The sequence below is a fragment of the Aureimonas ureilytica genome, from assembly GCF_001475935.1.
GTDB classification, from domain to species: Bacteria; Pseudomonadota; Alphaproteobacteria; order Rhizobiales; family Rhizobiaceae; genus Aureimonas; species Aureimonas ureilytica_A.
In genome coordinates this window covers 1-22,381 of record NZ_LDQA01000016.1, presented here as the reverse complement: position 1 = coordinate 22,381, position 22,381 = coordinate 1, and the positions used below count along the sequence as shown (strand labels likewise).

19 protein-coding genes and 1 pseudogene are annotated in these 22,381 nt (G+C 64.8%); 6 read left to right on the top strand and 14 right to left on the bottom strand.

Annotated features, from left to right (window positions below; translation table 11 throughout):
* Window positions 1-3: 3 nt before the first annotated feature.
* The 4 genes from NS365_RS06935 to NS365_RS06920 form a co-directional block, all read right to left on the bottom strand.
* A complete protein-coding gene (locus tag NS365_RS06935; RefSeq protein WP_058599557.1) occupies window positions 4-1,047 on the bottom strand; it encodes a sulfate/molybdate ABC transporter ATP-binding protein in 1,044 nt (347 codons plus the stop codon).
* A gap of 17 nt (window positions 1,048-1,064) precedes the next feature.
* Window positions 1,065-1,955, bottom strand: a complete 891-nt coding sequence (cysW, locus tag NS365_RS06930) for a sulfate ABC transporter permease subunit CysW (protein ID WP_244498388.1) — start codon at window positions 1,953-1,955, stop codon at window positions 1,065-1,067.
* Complete coding sequence (cysT, locus tag NS365_RS06925) at window positions 1,945-2,796, bottom strand: sulfate ABC transporter permease subunit CysT (protein ID WP_058599556.1); 852 nt, start codon at window positions 2,794-2,796, stop codon at window positions 1,945-1,947. Before cysT ends, cysW begins: the two co-directional genes overlap by 11 nt.
* 186 nt (window positions 2,797-2,982) lie before the next feature.
* The gene (locus NS365_RS06920; protein ID WP_058599555.1) at window positions 2,983-3,999 is read right to left on the bottom strand and encodes a sulfate ABC transporter substrate-binding protein; all 1,017 of its coding nucleotides are present in this window, start codon (window positions 3,997-3,999) and stop codon (window positions 2,983-2,985) included.
* Between the two features lie 710 nt (window positions 4,000-4,709).
* Here NS365_RS06920 and NS365_RS06915 point away from each other — a divergent pair.
* The 4 genes from NS365_RS06915 (at window position 4,710) to NS365_RS06900 (ending at window position 9,421) form a co-directional block, all read left to right on the top strand.
* Window positions 4,710-6,518, top strand: a complete 1,809-nt coding sequence (locus NS365_RS06915; protein WP_058599554.1) for a DEAD/DEAH box helicase — start codon at window positions 4,710-4,712, stop codon at window positions 6,516-6,518.
* A gap of 312 nt (window positions 6,519-6,830) precedes the next feature.
* Window positions 6,831-7,565, top strand: a complete 735-nt coding sequence (locus NS365_RS06910; RefSeq protein ID WP_058599553.1) for a metal ABC transporter ATP-binding protein — start codon at window positions 6,831-6,833, stop codon at window positions 7,563-7,565.
* Window positions 7,562-8,431 (top strand): metal ABC transporter permease, encoded by an 870-nt coding sequence (locus tag NS365_RS06905; RefSeq protein WP_058599552.1) that lies wholly within the window; start codon window positions 7,562-7,564, stop codon window positions 8,429-8,431. The genes NS365_RS06910 and NS365_RS06905 overlap by 4 nt, the downstream gene beginning before the upstream one ends.
* 27 nt (window positions 8,432-8,458) lie before the next feature.
* Complete coding sequence (locus NS365_RS06900) at window positions 8,459-9,421, top strand: metal ABC transporter substrate-binding protein (protein ID WP_058599551.1); 963 nt, start codon at window positions 8,459-8,461, stop codon at window positions 9,419-9,421.
* Window positions 9,422-9,512: 91 nt separating this feature from the next.
* Here NS365_RS06900 and NS365_RS06895 read toward each other — a convergent pair whose 3' ends face one another.
* Window positions 9,513-9,887: a hypothetical protein gene (locus NS365_RS06895; protein ID WP_058599550.1), complete on the bottom strand. Its 375-nt coding sequence runs from the start codon at window positions 9,885-9,887 to the stop codon at window positions 9,513-9,515.
* Between the two features lie 138 nt (window positions 9,888-10,025).
* Entirely contained in the window at window positions 10,026-10,910 is an 885-nt protein-coding gene (locus NS365_RS06890) for a rhodanese-related sulfurtransferase (protein WP_058599549.1), read from the bottom strand.
* Between the two features lie 78 nt (window positions 10,911-10,988).
* On the opposite strand from NS365_RS06890, the gene NS365_RS06885 reads away from it, so the two are divergent.
* Window positions 10,989-11,894 (top strand): MBL fold metallo-hydrolase, encoded by a 906-nt coding sequence (locus NS365_RS06885; RefSeq protein ID WP_058599548.1) that lies wholly within the window; start codon window positions 10,989-10,991, stop codon window positions 11,892-11,894.
* A gap of 12 nt (window positions 11,895-11,906) precedes the next feature.
* On the opposite strand, the gene NS365_RS06880 is transcribed toward NS365_RS06885, so the two are convergent.
* From NS365_RS06880 to NS365_RS06850, 7 genes are all read right to left on the bottom strand, one after another.
* Window positions 11,907-12,761 carry a DUF1499 domain-containing protein gene (locus tag NS365_RS06880; protein ID WP_058599547.1) on the bottom strand — a complete coding sequence of 285 codons (855 nt, stop codon included), beginning with the start codon at window positions 12,759-12,761 and terminating at the stop codon, window positions 11,907-11,909.
* Between the two features lie 58 nt (window positions 12,762-12,819).
* Complete coding sequence (locus NS365_RS06875) at window positions 12,820-14,457, bottom strand: long-chain-fatty-acid--CoA ligase (RefSeq protein ID WP_058599546.1); 1,638 nt, start codon at window positions 14,455-14,457, stop codon at window positions 12,820-12,822.
* 173 nt (window positions 14,458-14,630) lie between these two features.
* A complete protein-coding gene (gene ppdK / locus NS365_RS06870; RefSeq protein ID WP_058599545.1) occupies window positions 14,631-17,309 on the bottom strand; it encodes a pyruvate, phosphate dikinase in 2,679 nt (892 codons plus the stop codon).
* Window positions 17,310-17,456: 147 nt separating this feature from the next.
* The gene (locus NS365_RS06865) at window positions 17,457-18,221 is read right to left on the bottom strand and encodes a DsbA family protein (protein WP_058599544.1); all 765 of its coding nucleotides are present in this window, start codon (window positions 18,219-18,221) and stop codon (window positions 17,457-17,459) included.
* A 122-nt stretch (window positions 18,222-18,343) separates the two neighbouring features.
* Window positions 18,344-18,886, bottom strand: a complete 543-nt coding sequence (locus NS365_RS06860; RefSeq protein ID WP_058599543.1) for a DUF721 domain-containing protein — start codon at window positions 18,884-18,886, stop codon at window positions 18,344-18,346.
* Window positions 18,883-20,112: an O-antigen ligase family protein gene (locus NS365_RS06855; protein WP_058599542.1), complete on the bottom strand. Its 1,230-nt coding sequence runs from the start codon at window positions 20,110-20,112 to the stop codon at window positions 18,883-18,885. The genes NS365_RS06860 and NS365_RS06855 overlap by 4 nt, the downstream gene beginning before the upstream one ends.
* Window positions 20,109-20,861 (bottom strand): glycosyltransferase family 25 protein, encoded by a 753-nt coding sequence (locus tag NS365_RS06850; RefSeq protein WP_193753405.1) that lies wholly within the window; start codon window positions 20,859-20,861, stop codon window positions 20,109-20,111. Before NS365_RS06850 ends, NS365_RS06855 begins: the two co-directional genes overlap by 4 nt.
* A gap of 93 nt (window positions 20,862-20,954) precedes the next feature.
* Here NS365_RS06850 and mutY point away from each other — a divergent pair, with 93 nt between their 5' ends.
* Window positions 20,955-22,028 carry an A/G-specific adenine glycosylase gene (gene mutY, locus NS365_RS06845; protein WP_058599540.1) on the top strand — a complete coding sequence of 358 codons (1,074 nt, stop codon included), beginning with the start codon at window positions 20,955-20,957 and terminating at the stop codon, window positions 22,026-22,028.
* Here the strand turns inward: mutY and NS365_RS06840 are convergent.
* Window positions 22,025-22,381: pseudogene (locus NS365_RS06840) on the bottom strand (modification methylase); the annotation flags it as partial. The gene mutY and the pseudogene NS365_RS06840 sit on opposite strands and share 4 nt — an antisense overlap.

Genomic DNA, 22,381 nt, shown 5'->3' with positions numbered 1-22,381 from the left:
CCCTCAGGCCGCCGCGCCCTCGCGGTAAAGCTGCCAGCGGCGGGGGCGAACGCGCAGTTCGGTGCCGGGCTCGCCGCCCCGATCGGCGGGCAGCTCGACCTCGATCCGGTGCCGCTCCGGGCCGAACTCGAATTCCGAGATGCGAGAGCCGCCGGCGCGGCGCGACAGCGACACGGTGCCTGTCAGCCCAGGCGCCCCGGCATCCACGAGATCGAGATCGTGCGGGCGCATATAGAGGTTCCAGCGCCCGTCGGCCTCGGCGGTTCGGCCGAGAACGATGTCGCCATGGCGGATTTCGCCGCCGCGCACGTCGACGGGAAGCCGGTTCGACTGACCGATGAAGGAAAAGACGAAAGGCGTGCTGGGACGGTCGTAGATGTCGTCGGCCGAGCCGACCTGCTCGATCCGGCCCTGGCTCATGACCACGACCCTGTCCGCCAGTTCCAGCGCCTCCTCCTGATCGTGAGTCACGAAGATGGTGGTGAGGCCGATCTTGTCGTGCAACTCGCGCAACCAGCGGCGCAGATCCTTGCGGACCTTGGCGTCCAGCGCACCGAAGGGTTCGTCCAGAAGCAGGACTCGCGGCTCGATGGCGAGCGCGCGAGCCAAGGCCACGCGCTGCCGCTGACCGCCCGACAACTGGTTGGGATAGCGCTTCTCAAGACCTGACAGCTGCACGAGGTCGAGCAGTTCGCTGGCACGGCGGCGGATCTCCGCCTTGCCGGGCCGGGTCGCCCGGTCGCGAACGCTGAGACCGAAGCCGATATTCTCGGCGACGGTCATATGCTTGAACAGCGCATAGTGCTGGAACATGAAGCCGACATTACGCTCTTGAACGCTCTTCTCGGACGCGTCTTCCGCACCGAAAAAAATCTGGCCGGCGGTCGGGAATTCCAGTCCCGCGATCAGCCGAAGCAGAGTCGTCTTGCCTGAGCCGGAAGGTCCCAGAAGCGCGATCAGCTCGCCCGAGCGGATATCCAGCGAAACGTCGTGCAGCGCGGGATAGCGATCGAACTCCTTGCGGATATTGCGAACTTTGATGTCCATGAAGCTGTTTCCCAAACTCAGTGTCCGCCGCGCGAAGAGGCGATGTCGCCGGCATAGCGCCATTCCAGAAGCGCCTTCAGGCCGAGCGTGATCAACGCCAGGAAGGCCAGAATGGACGCGACGGCGAAGGCGGCGGAGAAGCTGTATTCATTGTAGAGAATTTCGACATGCAGGGGCATCGTGCTCGTCTGGCCGCGAATGCGGCCCGAAACGACCGAGACCGCGCCGAACTCACCCATGGCGCGGGCGTTGCACAGAAGCACGCCGTAGAGCAGTGCCCATTTCACATTGGGCAGCGTGACCCGGAAGAAGGTCTTCCAGCCGCTCGCGCCCAGCGAGATCGCCGCTTCCTCGTCTCCCGTCCCCTGCTCCTGCATGAGCGGGATCAGCTCGCGCGCGACAAAGGGCAGCGTGACGAAGACGGTGGCGAGCACGATGCCGGGCAACGCGAAGACGATCTGGATTCCCGTGCCCTGAAGCAGCGGCGCGAAATAGCCCTGCGCTCCGAACAGGAGGATGTAGACGAGACCCGCGATCACCGGCGAGACCGAGAATGGCAGGTCGATCAGCGTGATCAGCAGCGCCTTTCCCTTGAACTCGAATTTCGCGATCGCCCAGGCCGCTGCCAAGCCGAACACGACATTGAGCGGCACCGAGATCGCCGCCACCAGAAGCGTCAGGCGGATCGCGGCCAGCGCGTCGGGCTCGATGATCGCCTGCCAATAGAGCGACAGCCCGTTGCGGAAGGCCTCCACGAAGACGGCGACCAGAGGCAGAAACAGAAAGAAGGCAAGAAAGACCAGCGCGACGGCGATCAGAGCCCATTTGACCGCCGGCGCTTCGCTCGTCACCGGTCGGCGGCGCGTGGGTGCATCGGGCGTCGCGCCCAAGGAGGCGTCAAGCACCATGACCGTATCTCCGCCGGCTCCAGGCCTGAATGAGGTTGATGGCGAGAAGCATCAGGAAGGAGATCGCGAGCATCATGGCCGCGACCGCCGTCGCCCCGCCGTAGTTGAACTCTTCCAATCGGATCACGATCAGCAGCGGCGCGATTTCCGAGACGTAGGGAATGTTGCCGGCGATGAAGATGACCGAGCCATATTCGCCAACCGAGCGGGCGAGCGCCAAAGCAAAGCCGGTCAGCAAAGCCGGCATGACGCTGGGCAGCACGACGCGGGTCACCGTCTGAAACCTGTTCGCGCCGAGCGTCGCGGCAGCCTGCTCCACCTCCGCGTCGATCTCTTCCAGCACGGGCTGCACGGTGCGCACGACGAAGGGCAGCGACACGAAGACTAGCGCCACCACGATGCCGAGCGGGGTGTAGGCGACCTTGATGCCCAGCGGCGCCAGAAATTGCCCGACCCATCCATTGGGCGCGTAGAGCGCCGTCAGCGCGATGCCGGCAACGGCGGTCGGCAGCGCGAAAGGCAGATCGATTACGGCATCCACGAAGCGCCGGCCGGGAAAATCATAGCGCACGAGCACCCAGGCGATCAGCAGGCCGAACACGGCATTGATGAGCGCCGCGAAGAAGGACGCGCCAAAGGACAGGCGCAGCGCCGCCAGAACGCGCGGATCGAGGGCCAGCCGCACGAACTCCTCCCAACCAAGGCTGGAACTGCGCAGAACCAAGGCCGAAAGCGGAACGAGAACGAGGAGCGTCAAATAGGTCAGCGTGAAGCCGAGCGCGAGACCGAAACCCGGTATGACGCTGGGAGCGCGAAAGCGCGGCAGAACGGACGACGCCATCGCTCAAGCCACGCGAGGGAGCATTGAGCGCGAAAAAAGCCGCCGCCGGAAAGCCGTCCGGTCGAGCATGTGAACCCCTTCATTCCTGCCGTGACCCGGCATTATCCGTGCAAAGAACCCGGCGGGACAAGTCCCGCCGGGGTGAAGTCCCCAAGTCGTGGGAGGAACGCTTGGGGAACGGGTCGCTTACTTGCCCGGCTTGTAGATCTGATCGAAGATGCCGCCGTCTCCGAAATGCTCAGGCTGCGCCTTCGCCCAGCCGCCGAACTGCGGATCGTCGATCGACACGAGTTTCAGCTTCGGAAAGCGCTCCAGAAGCGCCTTATCGGTCACCTTCTCTGGCTCGGAGGGGCGATAGTAATGCTTGGCCGCGATCGTCTGGCCGGCATCGCTGTAGAGATGCTGGAGATAGGCCGTGGCGACCTCGCGCGTGCCCTTGGCATCGATATTCCCATCCACCAGCGCGACCGGCGGCTCGGCCAAGATCGAGATGGAGGGAACAACGATCTCGAACTGATCGGGGCCGAGTTCTTCCAGCGCCAGGAACGCCTCGTTCTCCCAAGCAAGGAGAACGTCGCCGATGCCGCGCTGCACGAAGGTCGTGGTGGAGCCGCGAGCGCCCGTGTCGAGAACGGGAACGTGGCGATAGATGTCGCCGACGAACTGCTTGGTCTTTTCCGGATCGTTGCCGAACGCTTTGTTGGCATAGGCCCAAGCGGCCAGATAGTTCCAGCGCGCACCCCCCGATGTCTTTGGGTTGGGTGTGATCACCTGCACGCCATCCTTCACCAGGTCGTTCCAGTCATGGATCGCCTTGGGATTGCCCTTGCGCACAAGGAAAACGATGGTCGAGGTATAAGGTGCGGAATTGTGCGGCAGGCGGGTGCGCCAGTCTGCGGGGATCTTCTTCGTCGCCTTGGCGATGGCGTCGATGTCGGCCTCCAGCGCCAACGTCACGACATCGGCGTCCAGCCCGTCGATGACCGTCCGCGCCTGCGCGCCCGATCCGCCATGCGACTGGCGAACGGTGACCGCGTCATGGCCCTGCCCCTGCCAGAACTTCGAGAATTCCGAATTGTAGTCACGATAGAGTTCGCGCGTCGGATCGTAGGACACGTTGAGCAGCGTCGTCTGCGCGCCGGCCGGAAGTACCGCCGCCATCACGAGACCCATGGCGAGAAGTCCGAAGGAAAGTCGTTTCATGGGTTACATCAAACTCCATCGATAGAATGGACTGATCCTCGCTTTCGAAACGATTCCAAACAAGGCGGCGAAGCGGGCGGTCGAGGCCGCAAGAGAGAAAAGAACGATCGCAGCAGGCAGCTTGACGGGAAATTTCTACCCTCAGCCGGGAACGGCTGATCCATTGAGGCTTCGAGGTACGCAACTCAGGAGTTGACCATCTTCCTTTTTCCGGCGGCAGCAGCTTCGCAAAAGGAATCGTGCGCAAAAATCCTTTGTCGTAAGGAAAAAAGGGTGCAATTTTAACGATCGAGGGCAGACGCTTAGAAACGAGGAAAACCTCCAACGCTGCCTTCAACGGGAGGACTTCGATGCATCATTCTTTTGATCCCCTCGCCATGGGGCGAGGCCTGACGATCGGGGCTCTCCTGTCTTCGGTGTTCTGGCTGGCGGCTTTGAACATCGCACTGGCGATCTGATCAGAGGGCTCCCGGTCCCATTCGTGAGCCTATGCGCGCCCTGTTCGACAAGGGGTCGCCATCTTCCGTGTTTGCGCGTATAGACGCGTCATTCTCGCGTTTGGATCGGCGAGCCGGCTTTCTATGGGTGCCGGAAGGCTGGCCCATTGCGCGATAGGGATTGCGATCCCGCGTGATCAATGGAGCCATGACGGGAAGCGACGGCCATCAGCCGTCGTTCGATGGAACGGCACAGTCTTCAAGGAAAATCCGGTGCCCTTCCGCCCGACTCACCCCGCCCTCGCCGCCGCGCTCGAGGAGCGTGGATACCAAGACCCGACGCCCGTTCAGGACGCCGTGCTCGACCCCAGTGTCGGCGAGCGCGATCTCCTCGTCTCGGCCCAGACCGGCTCCGGCAAGACAGTGGCTTTCGGCCTCGCCTTCGCCAGCACGCTGCTCGGCGAATCGGACGCCCTGCCGGAAGCCGGCGAGCCGCTGGCGCTGGTGGTCGCGCCGACGCGCGAACTGGCGCTTCAGGTTCAGCGCGAGCTGGAATGGCTCTATTCGAAGGTGGATGCGCGCATCATCACCTGCGTCGGCGGCATGGACCCGCGCGCCGAGCAGCGCGCGCTGGCGCGCGGCGCGCATATCGTCGTCGGCACGCCGGGCCGCCTTCGCGACCATCTGGAGCGCGGTCGTCTCCTGATCGGCCGTCTGCGCGTCGTCGTGCTGGACGAAGCCGACGAGATGCTCAATCTCGGCTTCCGCGAAGATCTCGAATTCATTCTGGAAGCCACGCCCGACGAGCGTCGGACGCTGCTGTTCTCGGCGACCCTGCCCAAGCCCATCGTCAGCCTGACCAAGCGCTACCAGCGCAATGCGATGCGAATCGAGGCCACGTCGCGCGATAGCGGCCATGCCGACATCGAATATCGCGCTGTGCGCATCGCGCCGACCGAGTCCGAACTCGCTGTCGTCAACATCCTGCGTCAGGTCGACTCGCAGTCGGCCATCGTGTTCTGCAACACGCGCGAGCAGGTCCGCCACCTCCACACCGGGCTCGTCGATCGCGGCTTCGCCGCCGTCGCCCTGTCCGGGGAACTCGGTCAGGCCGAGCGCAATCAGGCCATGCAGGCCCTGCGCGATGGCCGCGCGCGCGTCTGCGTGGCGACCGACGTCGCCGCGCGCGGCATCGATCTGCCGAGCCTTGGCCTCGTCATCCATGCCGAACTCCCCAACGACGCGGAAACGCTCCAGCATCGCAGCGGCCGCACGGGCCGTGCCGGGCGCAAGGGCGTATCGGTTCTGCTCGTATCTCTGTCGCGCCGCCGCAAGGCCGAGCGCCTCCTGTCGGATGCGCGCATCAAGCCGAACTGGATGGCGGCACCGTCCGCCGACGAGATTCGCGCGCTGGATCGCGAACGGCTCCTGAGCGATCCGATTCTCTCCGAGGAGATCGGCGAGGAAGATCAGGACGTCGTGCGCGATCTCATCGCCAAGCGCACGCCCGAGGAAATCGCCGGCGCCTTCGCGCGCCTGTACCGCCAGCGCCTGCCCGCGCCGGAGGATGTCTACGATCCCGGCGAGCCGCGCAGCGTGAAGCCGCGCCGTGAGGACGACGGCCGCCCCGAGCGCAGCGATCGAGCCGAGCGCGCGCCGCGTTCGCGCGACGTCGGGCCGACCTCGTGGTTCGTCATGGATATTGGCCGCCGCAACAATGCCGATCCGAAATGGCTGCTGCCGCTCCTCTGCCGCCGGGGCAAGATCACCCGCGAAGACATCGGCGCGATCCGTATTTTCGATCGGGAAACCCGATTTGAGATCGTGGACGCGGCCGCCAAGCGCTTTGCCGCCAGTGCTGAAGGACTGGACGACGATATCACGATCGCCTCAGCCGACGCGCCGCCGAAGGGCGAGCGTTCCGCGCCACGAGGCGAACGCCCTGCAGAGCGTTCGACCGAGCGGCCGCGCTTCAACAAGAAGCCCGGCGGCCCGGGCAAGCCGGATCGCCGCCCCGCAGGCAACCGCTCCGAGGGCAAGCCCGAGGGTCGTCCGCGCAAGCCTCGCGCCAACCGGGACTGAGCTCGGCAAGAGCTTCTGATCGACTGCCAGGCGGGCTTCTCGGAGCCCGCCTTTTTTCTGGGCCGACGGTCCGAGAGCCAGCCCAACGATGCCCCGCGATTCCAGGAATTTTCGGAAAGGGCACTGGCCATTCGGCGTGTTACGTTATAACAGTCGGCAAGTCTTTCGAGCCGATGAGCATGTTGCAGCCACCGCGAACCACTGTCCGACCCTCTGCCCTGCGTCGATCCGCATTGGAGCGGGTGGGCTTCGTCAGCATTCCGATCGTGGCGCTCTGGCTCCTCGTCGCATGGGTTCTGGGACACTGAAAGCATGAGCGCTTCCGTTTCCCTCGACGATCTCACGCTGGCCTATCACCGCCAGCCGGCTGTCCGCCGCATTTCCGGCCGTTTCGCGGCAGGCTCCCTGACGGCTATCGTCGGCCCCAACGGCGCGGGCAAGTCCACACTCCTGAAAGGTCTGATGGGCCTCGTTCCCGTGTCCGATGGCCAAATTCGGCTGGACGATATTTCCCGTCACGACATCGCCTATCTTCCCCAAAGCGCCGAAATCGACCGAAGCTTCCCGATCGACGTTCTGGATCTCGTGTCGCTGGGCGCTTGGCGGAAGGCTGGCTTCTTCGGGCGCATCACCGGCGCGCATCTCGCCCGCGTGGCGGACGCGATCCGCGCCGTCGGGCTGGAGGGTTTCGAAAAGCGCGTGATCGGCTCTCTGTCGGGTGGGCAATTGCAACGGGCGCTCTTCGCGCGAATGCTGGTGCAGGATGCGCGGCTCCTGCTGCTCGACGAGCCCTTCACCGCCATCGACGCACGCACCACAGCCGATCTCCTGCGAATCGTGCGCAATTGGAACGCCGAAGGGCGGACGATCATCGCCGTTCTTCACGACATCGAACTCGTTCGCGAGCATTTCCCTCAGACGCTTCTCATCGCCCGCGATCTGGTGGGCTGGGGACACACATCGGACGTCCTCACGAGGGAGCGGCTGCGCGAGGCCAGGAACCTCTCCGAGAACTGGGTGGATCCGTTCGAGAGCGTCGCGGCATGACGCCGGGTGAGTTTTTGCTCGGCCCGTTTCTCGACTATGGCTTCATGGGCCGCGCGATGGTCGGCTGCGTCGCCCTCTCCTTCGGCGCCTGCCCGCTCGGCGTGCTTCTGGTGCTCCGGCGCATGAGCCTTGTCGGCGATGCCATGTCCCATGCCATCCTGCCGGGCGCGGCGGTCGGCTTCCTGATCGCGGGCTTCTCGCTGTTCGCCATGACGATCGGCGGCATCGTCACCGGGCTTCTGGTGGCGGGCCTCGCCGGCATCGTATCGCGCTACACGCCGCTGCGCGAAGACGCGAGCTTCGCCGCCTTCTATCTCGCCTCGCTCGGGATCGGCGTTCTTCTCGTCTCCGTTCACGGGTCGAATGTCGATCTTCTCCATGTGCTGTTCGGCACCGTTCTGGCGCTGGACGATCCTGCGATCCTGCTCATCGCCTCCATCGCGACCGTGACGATGCTGCTGCTCGCGCTTCTCTACCGCCCCCTGGTCGCGGAATGTTTCGACCCGCAGTTCCTGCGCGCGGTCGGCGGCGGCGGCGGTGTGGTCCATATGGCCTTCGTGGCGCTCGTCGTCCTCAATCTCGTGGGCGGATTCCAGGCGCTGGGAACGCTGATGGTGGTGGGCATCATGATGCTGCCGGCAACCGCCAGCCGCTTCTGGTCGTCCACCGTGACGGGGCAGATGATCATCTCCTGCCTCATCGGGCTGATTTCCTCCTATGTCGGGCTTCTGTTGTCCTTTCATCAGAACCTCCCCGCTTCGCCGGCCATCATTCTTTCGGCCAGCGTCATCTATGCGCTGTCGGTCCTTGTCGGCCGAATCGACAGCGTTTTCGTGCGCAGCATTCAGCTCCGCCATCATCCCTGAACCCGGCCGTCCTTCGAGGACATTTCGATGGTCTTTCGCTCGATTTCCCTCGCGCTGGCGCTTGGCGCCTCGACGCTTGCCTTCTCCCCCGCCTTCGCCGAGCCGCTGAAGGTCGTGGCCTCCTTCTCGATCCTTGGCGACATGGTCAAGGAGATCGGCGGCAAGGATGTCGCCGTCACCACGCTGGTCGGTCCCAACGGCGACGCGCATGTCTACGAGCCCACCCCGCAGGATGCGAAGGCGCTCGGGGAAGCCAAAGTGCTGGTCGAGAACGGCCTGAACATGGAAGGCTGGCTGCCCCGCCTCGTCAAGACGTCGGGCTTCTCCGGCGAAACGGTGATCGCCTCCACAGGCGTGAAGCCGCGCGAACTGACGCCTGAGGAACAGGCTCTGGAAGCCGCCGAGGAGGCACATGACCATGGCGGCGAAGCCCATGCGGAGGCCGATCATGATCACGACCACGTCGATCCGCACGCTTGGCAAGATCTGAAGAACGGCGAGATCTACGCCAAGAACATCGCTGCAGGCCTCGCCAAGGCCGATCCCGAACACGCCAAGGACTATCTCAAGCGCGGCGACGCCTATATCGCAGAGATGAAGGTGCTGGACGAGAAGGTCCGCGCGGAGATTAATCAGGTGCCCGAGAACCAGCGCCTGATCGTGACCTCGCATGATGCCTTCGGCTATTTCGGCCAGGCCTATCATGTGAAGTTCATCGCGCCGCAGGGCGTCTCCACAGAAGCGGAAGCGTCCGCGCAGGACGTGGCCAAGATCATCGACCAGATTCGCGCGCAGCATATCCGCGCCGTCTTCGTCGAGAACATCTCCAACCCGCGTTTGATCGAACAGATCAGCCGAGAGACGAAGGCCAAGGTCGGCGGTTCGCTTTTTTCGGACGCACTGTCGCCGAGCAACGGTCCGGCCCCGACCTATCTCGACATGTTCCGCAACAATGCGGACCAGATCGTCAAGGCGCTCAAGACCAGCTAACGCCTATTCGGGGGGCCCGCTCGCCGGGCCCCTATCCGCTCGGTTCCGTCCCATCGCCTGAAAGCTGAACGCCGCTTTCGATGGATAGGCTTCAGCTACAGACTGCGCGGTCGATGAAGACGGACGAGATGCTACCGCCGACGCGGTATCGATATTCGACGGAGGCCACCTGCCGCGAGCGCAGGGCCTTCTTCCACATGCCGCAGCGGGCCTTCTCGTCGCCGCGCCGCCAGACGTTCAGCTCGATCCGCTCGTCCGCAACGAATTGAAGCGTGACGAGACGACCGTCGAACGTCACCTCCTCCAGAATGCTGCCATCCCCTTGCTGAGCTGGAAGAGTGGACTGGAGCGTGGAGATGTCATTTCGAACATCGGTCGCCCCGCGAGCGAAGGATACGAAATCGACCCTGTCGCTCAGCAGAAGCGCACCGGTGATTCCAAGACCGGCGAGGCCAGCTATATGCATTCTACGGTCACGAAACGTTAGCATGGACGCCTCCGATCACCGGTTGAGGATCGAAGGTTTCTACCCCAATTTTTGTTGCAATGCCGTGACGAAAGAATTGCGTCGCACCCAAACACTCGGGATTTCCACGACTTCCTGTCAGCGTTGACCTTTTGCCATCTGGGATTGGCGCATCCGGAGCGCGCTGGCGCGCTCGGGTGTCAGCCGATCGAAGCAATGCGGGCAGGACACGCCCGGTTCGAAGCGCGAATCGGTCTCGTCCTCCCGCGTGATCGGCGAGCCGCAGCCGAAACATCGCAGCCAGGACTCCGTCTGGCTCAGCTCATGGCCCACCGCCGTCCGTCCGTCGAAGACGTAGCACTCGCCCTGCCACCGGCTTTCGCTGGCGGGAACATCTTCCAGATATTGCAGAATACCGCCTTTGAGGTGGAAGACTTCCGAGAACCCGTGCGCCAGCATGAAGGAGGACGCTTTCTCGCATCGGATGCCGCCGGTGCAGAACATGGCGATCTTGGGTTGGCGCGCGGGATCGAGCTTTTCGCGAACGAAATCCTTGAACTCGGTGAAGCTGTCGATCTCGGGATCGACGGCATTCTCGAAGGTTCCGACCTTGGTCTCATATCGATTTCGCGTGTCGATCACGAGAACGTCAGGGTCGGTCAAAAGAGCGTTCCAGTCGGCCGGGGCGACATAGGTTCCGACCTGCCGAGTCGGATCGGCCTCGGGCGCGCGCATGGTGATGATCTCGGGGCGAATGCGCACTTTCAACCGCGCGAAGGGGCGATCGTCGGCCTTTGAATATTTCACCTCGCCCTGGCGGACGCCCAGTCGCCGGTCGAGTTCGTCCACCAGCTCGCCAATGGCCTCGGCGCTGCCGGCAACGGTTCCGTTGACGCCTTCGGAGGCGAGCAGCAACGTGCCGAAGATGCCACGCGCCTGCGCGAACTCGAAGAGCTCGGCACGCAGCGACGGCAAATCCGGAATGGAAACGAAACGGTAGAGAGCGACGATGGTCCAAGTCATCAGGCCCTATACTCCGTGCCCGGCCGGGTATCAAACACCCCTTGACTCCACCGCCCCATCTGACGACCTCATGCGCCGATGAGCCTCGATCTCGATACGAATTTTCAGCCCGAGCATGGTCGCCCCGTCGAAGTCGCGCCAGAGATCGTGCGCCTGACGGCGCCCAATGCCAGCCCGATGACCTTCACCGGCACGAACACCTACCTTTTGGGCCGGGACAGATTGGTCGTGATCGACCCCGGCCCGAGCGACGAGCGTCATCTCGAAGCGTTGCTGCGTGTCATCGACGGTCGGCCCGTCGAGTCGATACTGGTGACGCATACCCATCTCGACCACAGCGGCCTGTGCGACGCCTTGAAGGCACGAACCAGCGCCCCTGTCGTAGCGGAAGGCCCGCATCGAACCGCCCGTCCTCTCGCTGCCAACGAGATCAACCGTCTGGACGCCGCCGCCGATCACGCGTTTCGGCCCGACAGGACGTTGCGAGACGGAGAGACTATGACGACCACCGCCGGGCGGATCACCGGCACCGCGACCCCTGGCCATACCGCCAATCACATGGCTTTCGCGCTGGAGGAATCCGGCATCCTCTTCTCGGGCGATCATGTGATGTCCTGGTCGACATCGATCGTCGCCCCGCCGGATGGCGGAATGGCGGACTATATGGCCTCGCTCGACAAGCTCCTGCTTCGCTCGGATACGCTTTATCTGCCCGGACATGGCGGGCCGATCGCCAAGCCCCTCGCCTTCGTGCGGGCGCTGCGCACACACCGGCGCATGCGCGAACAGGCCATTCTGGAGCGTGTCCGCGCCGGCGATCGAACGATTCCTGAGATCGTGAAGGCTATCTATCGCAGCACGCCGGTGGCGCTGCACGGCGCGGCGGCACTCTCGGTCTTCGCGCATCTTGAAAATCTATGCGAGCGCGGGCTGGTGGCGACGGAAGGCGACTGCGATCTCAGCGGACGTTTCGAGCCCTGCTGAGCCGTCGACAGCTCAGCTTTCGGGCGCGACGCCTTCCAGCACCTTCATCGCCTCGTCCAGCCGATCCAGAAACCCCTGAATCAGCCGGCGGTTCTCGCCGAGATCGCGCTCCAGCGTGCGCGACACCGAGCGGACATCGACATAGGTTGTCCCGTCATTCTCGACGATACGGATCGTCATGTCGCTCGGGAATGCAAAGAGCGGCGCATATCCGGTGGCAAGGATCGTATAATCGTCGGAATCGAGATCGGAAAACTCATCGCCCTCCTCGTCTTCCTCTTCGTCCAAACGAAGCGAATCGCGCAGCGTCGGGATGGGCACGAGCACCGTGCCGGACACACCAAGATCAGGCCCTTCCGGACGCGCCATATCGGGCGTGCGCACATCGACCAGCACCATGCCGCGCTTTTCCATAGCGGTTCGCGCCGCCTGAAACACGGTCGAAGCCGTCGCCTGGAAATCGCGCCCGACCAGAACGCCGTCCTGCGTCGGGATGGGCTGGGCCGGAAGAGCCATGGCACTCATCCCCGTCGTCTCGGCCGCGTGGCCTTCGGGATATTTCGAGAAGAGATAGGCCGCCCCCAGAAAGGGCGTGGCGGCCAGCCCGCCGACCAACAGCGCCCCGATGGCTCGCCCACCCCCACGCGCGCCGTTGCGCCAGATCAGGAGAATGGCAAAGACCGCCAGGAGCAGCCCCAGCGCTGCCAGCCCGCCCGCCAGGGCGAGCGAGAGCGACAGGACCGATTGATCGAGGAGATGCAGGCGAAAGAACAGGACCGAGACGGGAAGCAGCGCGAGGGCGAACAGGGCGAGGTTCCACGCCCAGTCCGCGCTCCGGCTGCGCCCTGTCAGATAATGTCCCGCCACGTCGCCGCCCCGCTATTCGTCCTCAGCGATGTATCAGATGCCGGCGAGGCGCGACAGTTCAAGCCGCGCTTTCGTTCGTCGGCAGACGATAGGAGGCGAACTGCTTGCGCAACTCCATCTTCTGGATCTTGCCGGTGGCCGTGTGCGGGATTGCATCCACGAACACCACGTCATCGGGCATCCACCAGCGCGCGACCCGGCCGTTCAAATGATCGATCATGTCCTGACGGGTCAGCCGGGCGCCCTCACGCGGCACGACGACCAGCAGCGGCCGCTCGTCCCATTTGGGATGCGCGACGCCGATCACCGCAGCCTCCGCCACGTCCGGATGGCCGACCGCCAGGTTTTCCAGCTCGATCGTCGAAATCCATTCGCCGCCGGACTTGATGACATCCTTGGCGCGGTCGGTGATCTGCATGGTCCCGTTGGCGTCGATATGGGCGACATCGCCCGTGTCGAACCAATCGTCCGCCCCGAAAGCCTCCGAGCCCGCTCCCTTGTGATAGGCCGACGAAATGGCGATGCCGCGAACCTTCAGGCGACCGAAACGTCGGCCGTCCCGCGGCAATTCGCGGTCCTCATCATCCGTCACCTTGATCTCGACGCCAAACGGGGCGCGGCCTTGTTTGGATTTGAGCGCGTAAAGCGTCTCGTCGTCCAAACCGTCCCATTCCGGCGTCGGCGCGTTCAGCGTGCCGAGAGGGCTCGTTTCGGTCATGCCCCAGGCATGGACGACCTCCACGCCGTATCGCTTCTCGAACGCCTCGAGAATGGCGCGCGGACAAGCCGCACCGCCGATCACCACGCGCTTGAGATCAGGCAGGAGACCGCCACTCGCCTGAAGATGCTGAAGCAGCATCATCCAGACCGTCGGCACCGCCGCGCTGAAGGTCACGCGCTCGCTCGTCAGCAGCTCATGGATCGATGCGCCATCCATTTTCGGCCCCGGCAAAACCATCGCCGCGCCCACCATCGGACAGGAGAAGGCAATGCCCCAGCCATTGGCGTGGAACAGCGGGACGACGGGCATAATCCGGTCGCGGCAGGACAGGTTCATCGCGTCCGGCTGGATCGCGATCATGGAATGGAGAACGTTCGAGCGATGCGAATAGACAACGCCTTTCGGCATCCCCGTCGTGCCTGAAGTATAGCACATGCCGGCGGCGTCCCGCTCATCGAGCTTGACCCATTGGAAATCCTCGTCCGCCTCGGCCAGCCATGTCTCGTAGGGCACGATGTCGAGCGTGCTCTCCGGCAGATGCGCTTCGTCGGTCAGGATCACGATGCGGCGCAGGCTCGGCACGCGCGGCGCCACCGCTTCGAGGATGGGCAGGAAGGTCAGATCGGCGAAGAGAATTTCATCCTCCGCATCGTTCATGATCCAGGCGATCTGATCGGGGAACAAACGCGGGTTCAGCGTGTGATAGACCGCCCCCGCCCCGACGATGCCGTACCAGCATTCCAGGTGACGCCAGGTGTTCCAGGCCATGGTGGCGACCCGAGAACCAGACTGGATGCCGTCCGCCTGAAGGCGCTTGGCCAAGCGGAGCGCGCGGACGCGGACGTCAGCGTAGGTCGTGCGATGGATCGGCCCTTCCACCGAGCGGGACACGATCTCGCGCGCGCCATGGTTGAGCGCCGCGTGATCGATCACCTTCGTGCATAGAAGCGGCCAGTCCTGTATCAAGCCCAACATCACACTTTCCTCCCGCCCATCGCGCCGCTGCCCGGCGTCTGAGCGGTCGAGTGTTCCGAAGATCACGCGGCTTGTCCAGCCGCCGAGTCCAAGGCGGAATGACGAGGCTGTGAGGGGTTGGTTAGACGCATTGTCCGGGCGCGAAAGCCACCTCGGCTTTCGCTGGAAATGTTCTAGAACCTCGTGCGAGTTTTAGGTGCAGCCGCCGTGCGGATAGCGCGCTCGAACCGGATGGCCGCCTGCGCGGCAGCCAGACGAGCAATCGGCACGCGATAGGGTGAGCAGGACACGTAATCCAGCCCCGTACGCTCGAAGAAGGCGATGGACGCGGGATCGCCGCCCTGCTCGCCGCAGACGCCGAGCGGAATGTCGGGCCGCGTGCGGCGCGCCTTCTCGACGCCGAGCGCGATCAACTCGCCGACACCCTCGATGTCCAGCGTCTGGAACGGATCTCGCTCGATGATTCCCTGCCGCTCATAGGCCGATAGGAAGTTCGCCGCATCGTCGCGCGAGATGCCATAGACGGTCTGGGTCAGGTCGTTGGTGCCGAAGGAGAAGAAGTCGGCGACCTCCGCGATCGTGTCGGCGCGGACGATGGCGCGCGGCAATTCGATCATGGTTCCCACGAGATAGGTGATCTCGCGGTTGCGCTCCGCCATCACGAGCTTGGCCACCCCGTCGACGCGCGCCTTGACGAAATCCAGTTCCTTGCGCAGCCCGACCAGCGGCACCATAATCTCGGGCACGACCGCCTTGCCCTTGCGCTCGCCGGCCTCGATCGCCGCCTCAAAAATCGCGCGCGCCTGCATTTCCACGATTTCGGGATGAGAGATGGCCAGCCGGCAGCCGCGATGGCCGAGCATCGGGTTGAACTCGTGGAGCGCGTCGATCCGCTCGTTCACGACGGCCACGCTGATGCCGAGCGAGGATGCGGTTTCGGTGATTTCCTGATCGCCCTTGGGCAGGAACTCATGCAGCGGCGGGTCGAGCAGGCGGATCATCACCGGCATTCCGGCCATGATCTCGAACAGTTCGATGAAGTCGGAGCGCTGGATCGGCAGCAGCTTGTCGAGAGCCGCGCGCCGGCCCGCCTCGTCGCGCGCCAAGATCATCTCGCGCATCATCGAAATGCGCTCGCCCTCGAAGAACATATGTTCCGTGCGGCACAGGCCGATGCCCTCCGCGCCGAAGGCCCGCGCTGCGCGCGCTTCGGCCGGCGTTTCGGCATTGGTGCGCACGCGCATTCGGCGTGCGCGGTCGGAGAATTCCATCAGCGTGGCGAAGTCGCCGGTCAGCGAGGGGCGCTTGAGCTTCGGCGCGCCGGCGATCACCTCGCCGGTCGTACCATCGATCGTCAGCCAGTCGCCATATTCCAGCACTCGGCCGGACGCCGTCAGCGTGCCGGCCTCGGTATTGACGCGCAGCGCCCCCGCGCCGGTGACACAAGGCTTGCCGATGCCGCGCGCGACAACGGCGGCGTGGCTTGTCGTGCCGCCGCGAACCGTCAGGACGCCTTCCGTCACATGCATCCCATGCACGTCCTCCGGCAGGGTCTCGTTGCGAACCAGGATGGACTTGCGCCCTTCGGCCGCCAGCGCGATCGCCTGCTCGGAGGAAAAGACGATCTGCCCGCTCGCCGCGCCCGGCGAGGCCGGCATTCCCTTACCGATGACGACGACCTCTTCGCCGCGCTCGATCGAGGGATGCAGCAATTGATCGAGCGCCGAGGGCTCGATCCGCAACAGCGCGTCTTCCTCGCCAATCAGCCCTTCGCGCGTCATGGCGATGGCGATGCGGATGCCCTCCGCCACACTGCGCTTGAGAATACGGGACTGGAGCAGGAACAGTTCACCGTCCCCGACCATGAAATCGATCTCGCAGGCATCGCCCATATGAGCTTCGATGCGTCGCGCGTGGTCGGCCAATGCGCCGAGGTCGGCGGGAAACAGGGATTGAATGCTGGGCGCGCCGAGATCGATCGGCTCCACATGCGGCTGGATACCGTCGCCGCCCCGGCCGCCCAGCGCAAATTCGCCAGTCAGTTGCGGCTCGCCCGTCTTGAGGTCGCGCGAGAGCGCGCGGCCGGTGCCGGATTTCTCGCCCCGCTCGTTGAAGATCATGGCATGGATGGTAACGGCCAGACCGGCGTTCTCGCCGATCCCGTGCACCATACGAAAAGCGCGCGCCACCGGGCCGCGCCAGCTTGCAAAGCTTGCTTCCACTACGCGGTAAAGCTGTTCGAGAGGCGATTGCGGCATCGCCTCACCCACCTCGTCCTCCACGAAGGACAGGTAGGCGCCGATGAGCGTACGCCAATCCACGAGGGAATGCGGCTCGCCGCCTTGCCAGCCGGAACGCTCGCGCTGCTTGTCGGCCACCTCGTCGAACTCGCCGGGGTCCATGCTATAGACCAGCGAGCAATAGCTTTCGATGAAACGGCGATAGCTACGAAAGGCGAAGCCAAGATCGCCGAGCTCCTGCGCCAGACGCTCCACCGTGCGATTGTTGAGGCCAACATCGAGAACCGTATCGGCCAGCCCGGGCATGATGGCGCGGGCGCTGGTGCGCACCGCCAGAAGCAGAGGCTTGTCGGAGCCGTCGAAGGTGCGCCCCGTCACCCCTTCCAGCCATTCGATGGCCGCCAGCATTTCGTTGCGCAGCGCCGGGGGAAGATCGCTTCCCGCCGCCACCGCCTCGCGCCAGGCCGATGTGGAGATCGTAAATCCCGGTGGCACCGGCAAATCGAGAGAGGCCAGAACCGCCAAGTTCGAGCCTTTCAGCCCGAGCGCTTCCGTCGCATCGGCTGTTCGATCGGCGGCACCTCGTCGGAAGGTGAACAGTCTTTTGGCCATCGAAATATCTGACTATCCCGGCGGCTTCGAAACCGCGATCACTTCAGCCTGCGATCTTTACGCAAATGCGCGCGCCGCGCCAATGCTGCGGCGCGGCACCCGAGCGATTTCATCTCGAAGATCGAATGATTCGATCTTTCGATCATCTCACAGATGCTTGTCGATGATCGCCGCCATCTCATCGGCCGACATGGCACCGGCATATTTGTCGCCATTGATGAAGAAGGTGGGTGTCGCGGACACGCCGAACTCCTTCTGCCCGGCTTCCTGCACCGCCACGACCTTGCCCTGCAGCTCGGTGTTCTGGAGGCAGGCCTTGAACTGATCCTGCGACATGCCGGCGAGCTGCGCGATCTTCAGGAGCGCGACGGAGGCATTCTCGGCGGCCGCCCAGTCCCGCTGCTGGTCGAACAGGACATCGACCATCGCGGTGCGACGCTCGTCACCGGCGCAACGCGCCAGCATGAAGGCGGCAACGGCGCGCGGGTCGAAGGGGAACTCGCGAAGGATGAGCTTTGCCTTGCCCGTGTCGAGATAGTCCTTCTTGATCGCCGGGTAGCTCTCGGAATGGAAGTCGCGGCAGTGCGAGCAGGTCATCGAGGCATATTCGACGATCGTCACAGGCGCGTCGGCCTTGCCGATCACCACATCCGGCAAGGCCTGTGGCGCCATGAGCTTGGCCACGTCCACCTTGCCTTCGGAAGCGGGCGGCTTGGCGGCGGACGGGTTGGTGGCGCGGGCCTCCGGCTGGCTGGCGGCGGGGGTCTGCGCCGGCGTCGCGCTTTGGCTCCAGGCCGTTCCCGCCGCACCCAGCGTCATCGCCAGCATGGCCGCGCCCGCGACGAGGACCGTACGTCTGCGCTTCGAAGCCACGCCGGATGTGATGCGGGTCGTCTCGTTCGGGAGGGTCATGATCTCGACTCGGCCTTTCGCGAAAGAAGCCCCATCGGCTTCGCCATGCCCGACCTAGCGCAGGAAATGTGGCAAATCCAACGTAAGCGCGCCTGTCCGCTGGCAAAACCCGTCGAAAACGACTATCGCCCGCCGCGATCGCGCTCGGCCGCGTTGCGCCCGAGCACAGTTTCGCCGAAGCGCTCCAGCGCGGAGCGAAGGCGCGGGTTCTCGATTCGCGAGGTTGCCTCCGCGATCATCTGGCGATCGCCGGGGCCGATCGGCTTGGACGGCACCTTGCGGCTGACACGGTGAATCTGCACGGGCTTCTGAACGATGCGAAGGCGCGAAACGGCGGGATAGCCGAAATAGCCGTTGACCCGCGTCAGCAGGTCCTGCGCTTCGTGCTGGAGCCGGAGGACATAGGCCCCCTCGCAGGCGACCACTAGGGTGGCCGGCTCGAACGGATCGTCGTCGCTACGCCTCGGCGGCCATAGGAGCTTCTCCGGGCGGCACCCCTGTTCGAGCCGGAGGCCGGCGATCTCCGGCCAAGCCGAGAGAAGCCCAGCCGTCATTCCCGCCCGTTTGGACACGATCGGGTCCACCAGATCGGACACGAGATCGGCGAGCGGGCGCGGCCCGCGCGGCTTCGACGGTCGTGTGCTCTTGTCTCCTCCGTCCTTCATCGTGTTCCCTTAAGGTCTGGCTCAGGGCGAAAATGTCGCTGCCGTGCGATCGTCGCCAGAACGGTTCCCATCGTGCCGAACAACACGATCAACGTCCATTCGTTCAGAAGGACGCCGTGAAACGAGCCGAAGGACACGAGAAAGGCGACGAGGAGACAGGAGACTTCGCGCAGGCCGCGCGACGTAGTCCGACGAAAGACCGTGACCAGAAAGCTCGCGAAGACCGAGAGCATCAGACCCAGACCGATCATCCCGCTCGAAATTGCCTCATCCAGAATGAAATTGTGCAGGTGCTGGTAGTAGGTGACCATATAGGCGTTGCGACCGGCCTTCTCACCGGCGGCTTCCATCTTGTGCGTTCCGCCAACCCCGATCAGCGGATGCTCGCCGATGACGAGCAAGGCCGATTTCCACATGACGAGCCGCACATCCACCGAACCCGTGACGTCTCCGGTCGCCTCGAAATTCTGCACTTCGCTGACGCCGCTCTCGAAACGCTCGCTCAGCATCCGACTGGCGGGGTAGGCCAAAAGAATCAAGCCAAGGCCTGCGGCAATGGCGAGTTTCCACGAGACGCGGAACCGCCCGCCGCCAGCCATGCGCAGGACATCCGCAAGTGCCGCGAAGACCACGACTACGAGAGCCGCGCGCGTTCCCGACAGAAGAATCGGAACGATCGAAAGATAGGTCCATCCCGCGCCATTGGGCAGCCAGCGCCAGGGGCGAACCGCCGGCAGCCGGGCGGCCAGCCCGACGACGCCCGCTACGAAGGCGAACAGCGCTTCGTTCGCGCCGAGCCCGACGCGATCGCCGACCATGAGATAGTTGATCGGCGTTGCCACCAGCAAAGCCAGAAGGGCGAGACGTGCGCCCGTCGCCAGCGCGTCCGCCGGTCGTCTCACGAGACAGAGCCCGATCGGAAAGAACACGATGGCCAGCTCGATCGCGGCATAGGAAAGAACCCGGTTTCCTGAGACCGGCTCTCCGCGCAGGAGGCTGAGGCCGATCTGCCAAAGGGACCAAGCGAGAAGCAGGCCGGAGAAAACCACCGGCGCGCTTCGACAAGCACGGTGACGGATCAGAGCGAGGTAGAGGCCGCAGAGCGCAAAGAAGAGAAAGGCGACCTTGCCCGCACCCAGCATGAGGCCGAGTAGAAACACCCCGCCGCCCAGGATGAGAGGGTCGATCCTGCGGCGCAGAAGAAGCGTCCGGCCCATCATGGTCATGCCGTGTGTCGTCCCATGGTCGCGGTGCGCCAGATGCGCCGCGCCAGATCCTGCGTGCGAAAGGCCAGCGTCGGCAGACGCCGCCATGCGGGAAGTTTCATCGCGGCGTACTGGCTGGTTTCCCGCGTCAGGCTGGTCTTCGACAGCGATCCGAAGCCGACCAGATCGGGCCAGATGTCATAGGTGCGCAGGCCCGTCGCCCAGCCGCGCTCCAACGCGACATCATAAGGAAGACGCATCGGGGTAAGCGCGTCGGCCAGCCGCCCGGCCGCCTCGCGGCGAACGATATAGGCGGCGGCGCTCCCGGTCGGCCCGAAATAGGTCGCGCAGAGTTGGCGGCCGCGTGGGAGGTCGCGCACCACCTTGCGCGCCGCGCGGCGATGATGGGCAAAGCGCACCACGTCCCAATCGTCCCGATCCGCCAGGGCTTCCAGAACGGGCACGAGATCGGGCAGCGGCTTGATGTCGTCCTCGAAGATCACGCCCGCCTCCGCCTCGCCGGCGGCGATGCGGCGCAAGGCCGCAAGATGGCTGGCATAGCAGCCATATTCCCCGTCCATCGGCCGCTTTCCGTGGTCGCGCAGAAAGCCGGACCGATCGAGAAGCACGCGCTCAGCCTCCGGCACGCTCTTTCCATCCACGGCAGCGACCCGTATCAGGTCGATGCCCGAGGCGGCGGCTTCCGCGCGGATGGCGGCGAGGCGTTCGGGCGAGCGGTCGAGGTTGATGACGAAGAATTCGATCTTCAAGAACATATCCCGCTGGACGGCGGCATCACGGCTGCCGGCGATCAGCGCGTCGGATGGACGGGCACAGGCTCGAAGTCAAGCCGCGAGGTCGGCATGACCGGATTGCCTCCTTTTTCGGATCGATTGCTGGGCTGGTATGATCGCCATGCCCGCAGTCTGCCTTGGCGCGTTTCACCCGGCGACCGCGCGCAGGGCGTGCGGCCCGATCCCTACCGGGTCTGGCTGTCGGAGGTCATGCTGCAACAAACGACGGTTGCCGCCGTCAAAAGCTATTTTGCCGTTTTCACGCAGCGCTGGCCGGACGTCCAGGCGCTGGCGAACGCCGCCGACGAGGATGTCATGGGGGCCTGGGCAGGGCTTGGCTATTACGCCCGCGCCCGCAACCTCCTGGCCTGCGCCCGCGAAGTGACGCGCCATCGCAACGGCCGCTTTCCCGAAACCGCCGATGCCTTGCGCGATCTTCCGGGGATCGGCGACTACACCTCAGCGGCCATCGCCTCCATCGCCTTCGACGAGCCTGCGCCGGTTGTGGACGGCAATATCGAGCGGGTGACGACGCGCCTTTATGCGATCGAAACGCCCCTGCCCGCCGCGCGCAAGGCAATTCGCGTGCGCGTCGCGGAGATGACGCCAAAGAGCCGCGCCGGCGACTTCGCGCAGGCCATGATGGATCTGGGTGCTACCATCTGCACGCCTCGATCGCCGACCTGCATCCTTTGCCCCGTCAGCGAAGGCTGCGTGGCGCGGCAGGAGGGGCGGCAGGAGGAGTTTCCGAAGAAACTCGCCAAGAAGGCGAAACCGTCCCGGCGCGGCGCGGCTTTCGTCGCCCGGCGGGCGCGCGACGGCGCGATCCTGCTCCGTCGCCGACCGGCCTCGGGAATGCTCGGCGGCATGGCCGAACCCTTCACCACGGATTGGAGTTCGAAAACTGACGGAGCGACGGGACTTGACGCCGCGCCCTTCGCCGCCGACTGGCGGCGCGCGGGCGAAGTCACCCATGGCTTCACCCATTTCGACTTGACGCTGGAAGTCTGGCTGGCGACGATCCAAGCCGAGCCGACCGACGCAGGCTGGTGGGCACCGGTCGGCGATTTGAATGCCGCCGGATTGCCGACGCTGATGCGCAAGGCCGTCGAGGCGGCCCTGGCCGCCGCGCCGTCTCGCTAGAGCCCGGCCTTGGCGATGGCATCGCGCACGATCTGGCGCAGCGCGTCGATCGGCTTGAGGCTGGCCCCGTCCACCACATGCCAGAAGGTCCAGCCGTTGCAGGCATCCAGCCCCTGCACCCGCGCTCCGATCTTGTGGATCGAAGCCGGCTCCCCGCCCTCGACCCGGATCGTCCCGTCCGCCTGCACATAGGCCCGGTGACGCCCCCGCGCGCAGCTCAGCATCGTGCCGGGCTGGACGAGGCCCATGTCGAGCAGCGTCGCAAAGGGTACCCGCGGCTCGGCCCGCTTGCCGCCATTGGTCGCCAGCGCGTCCGCCGACAACGGTTCGACCTCCAGAATGCGCTCGGCCGC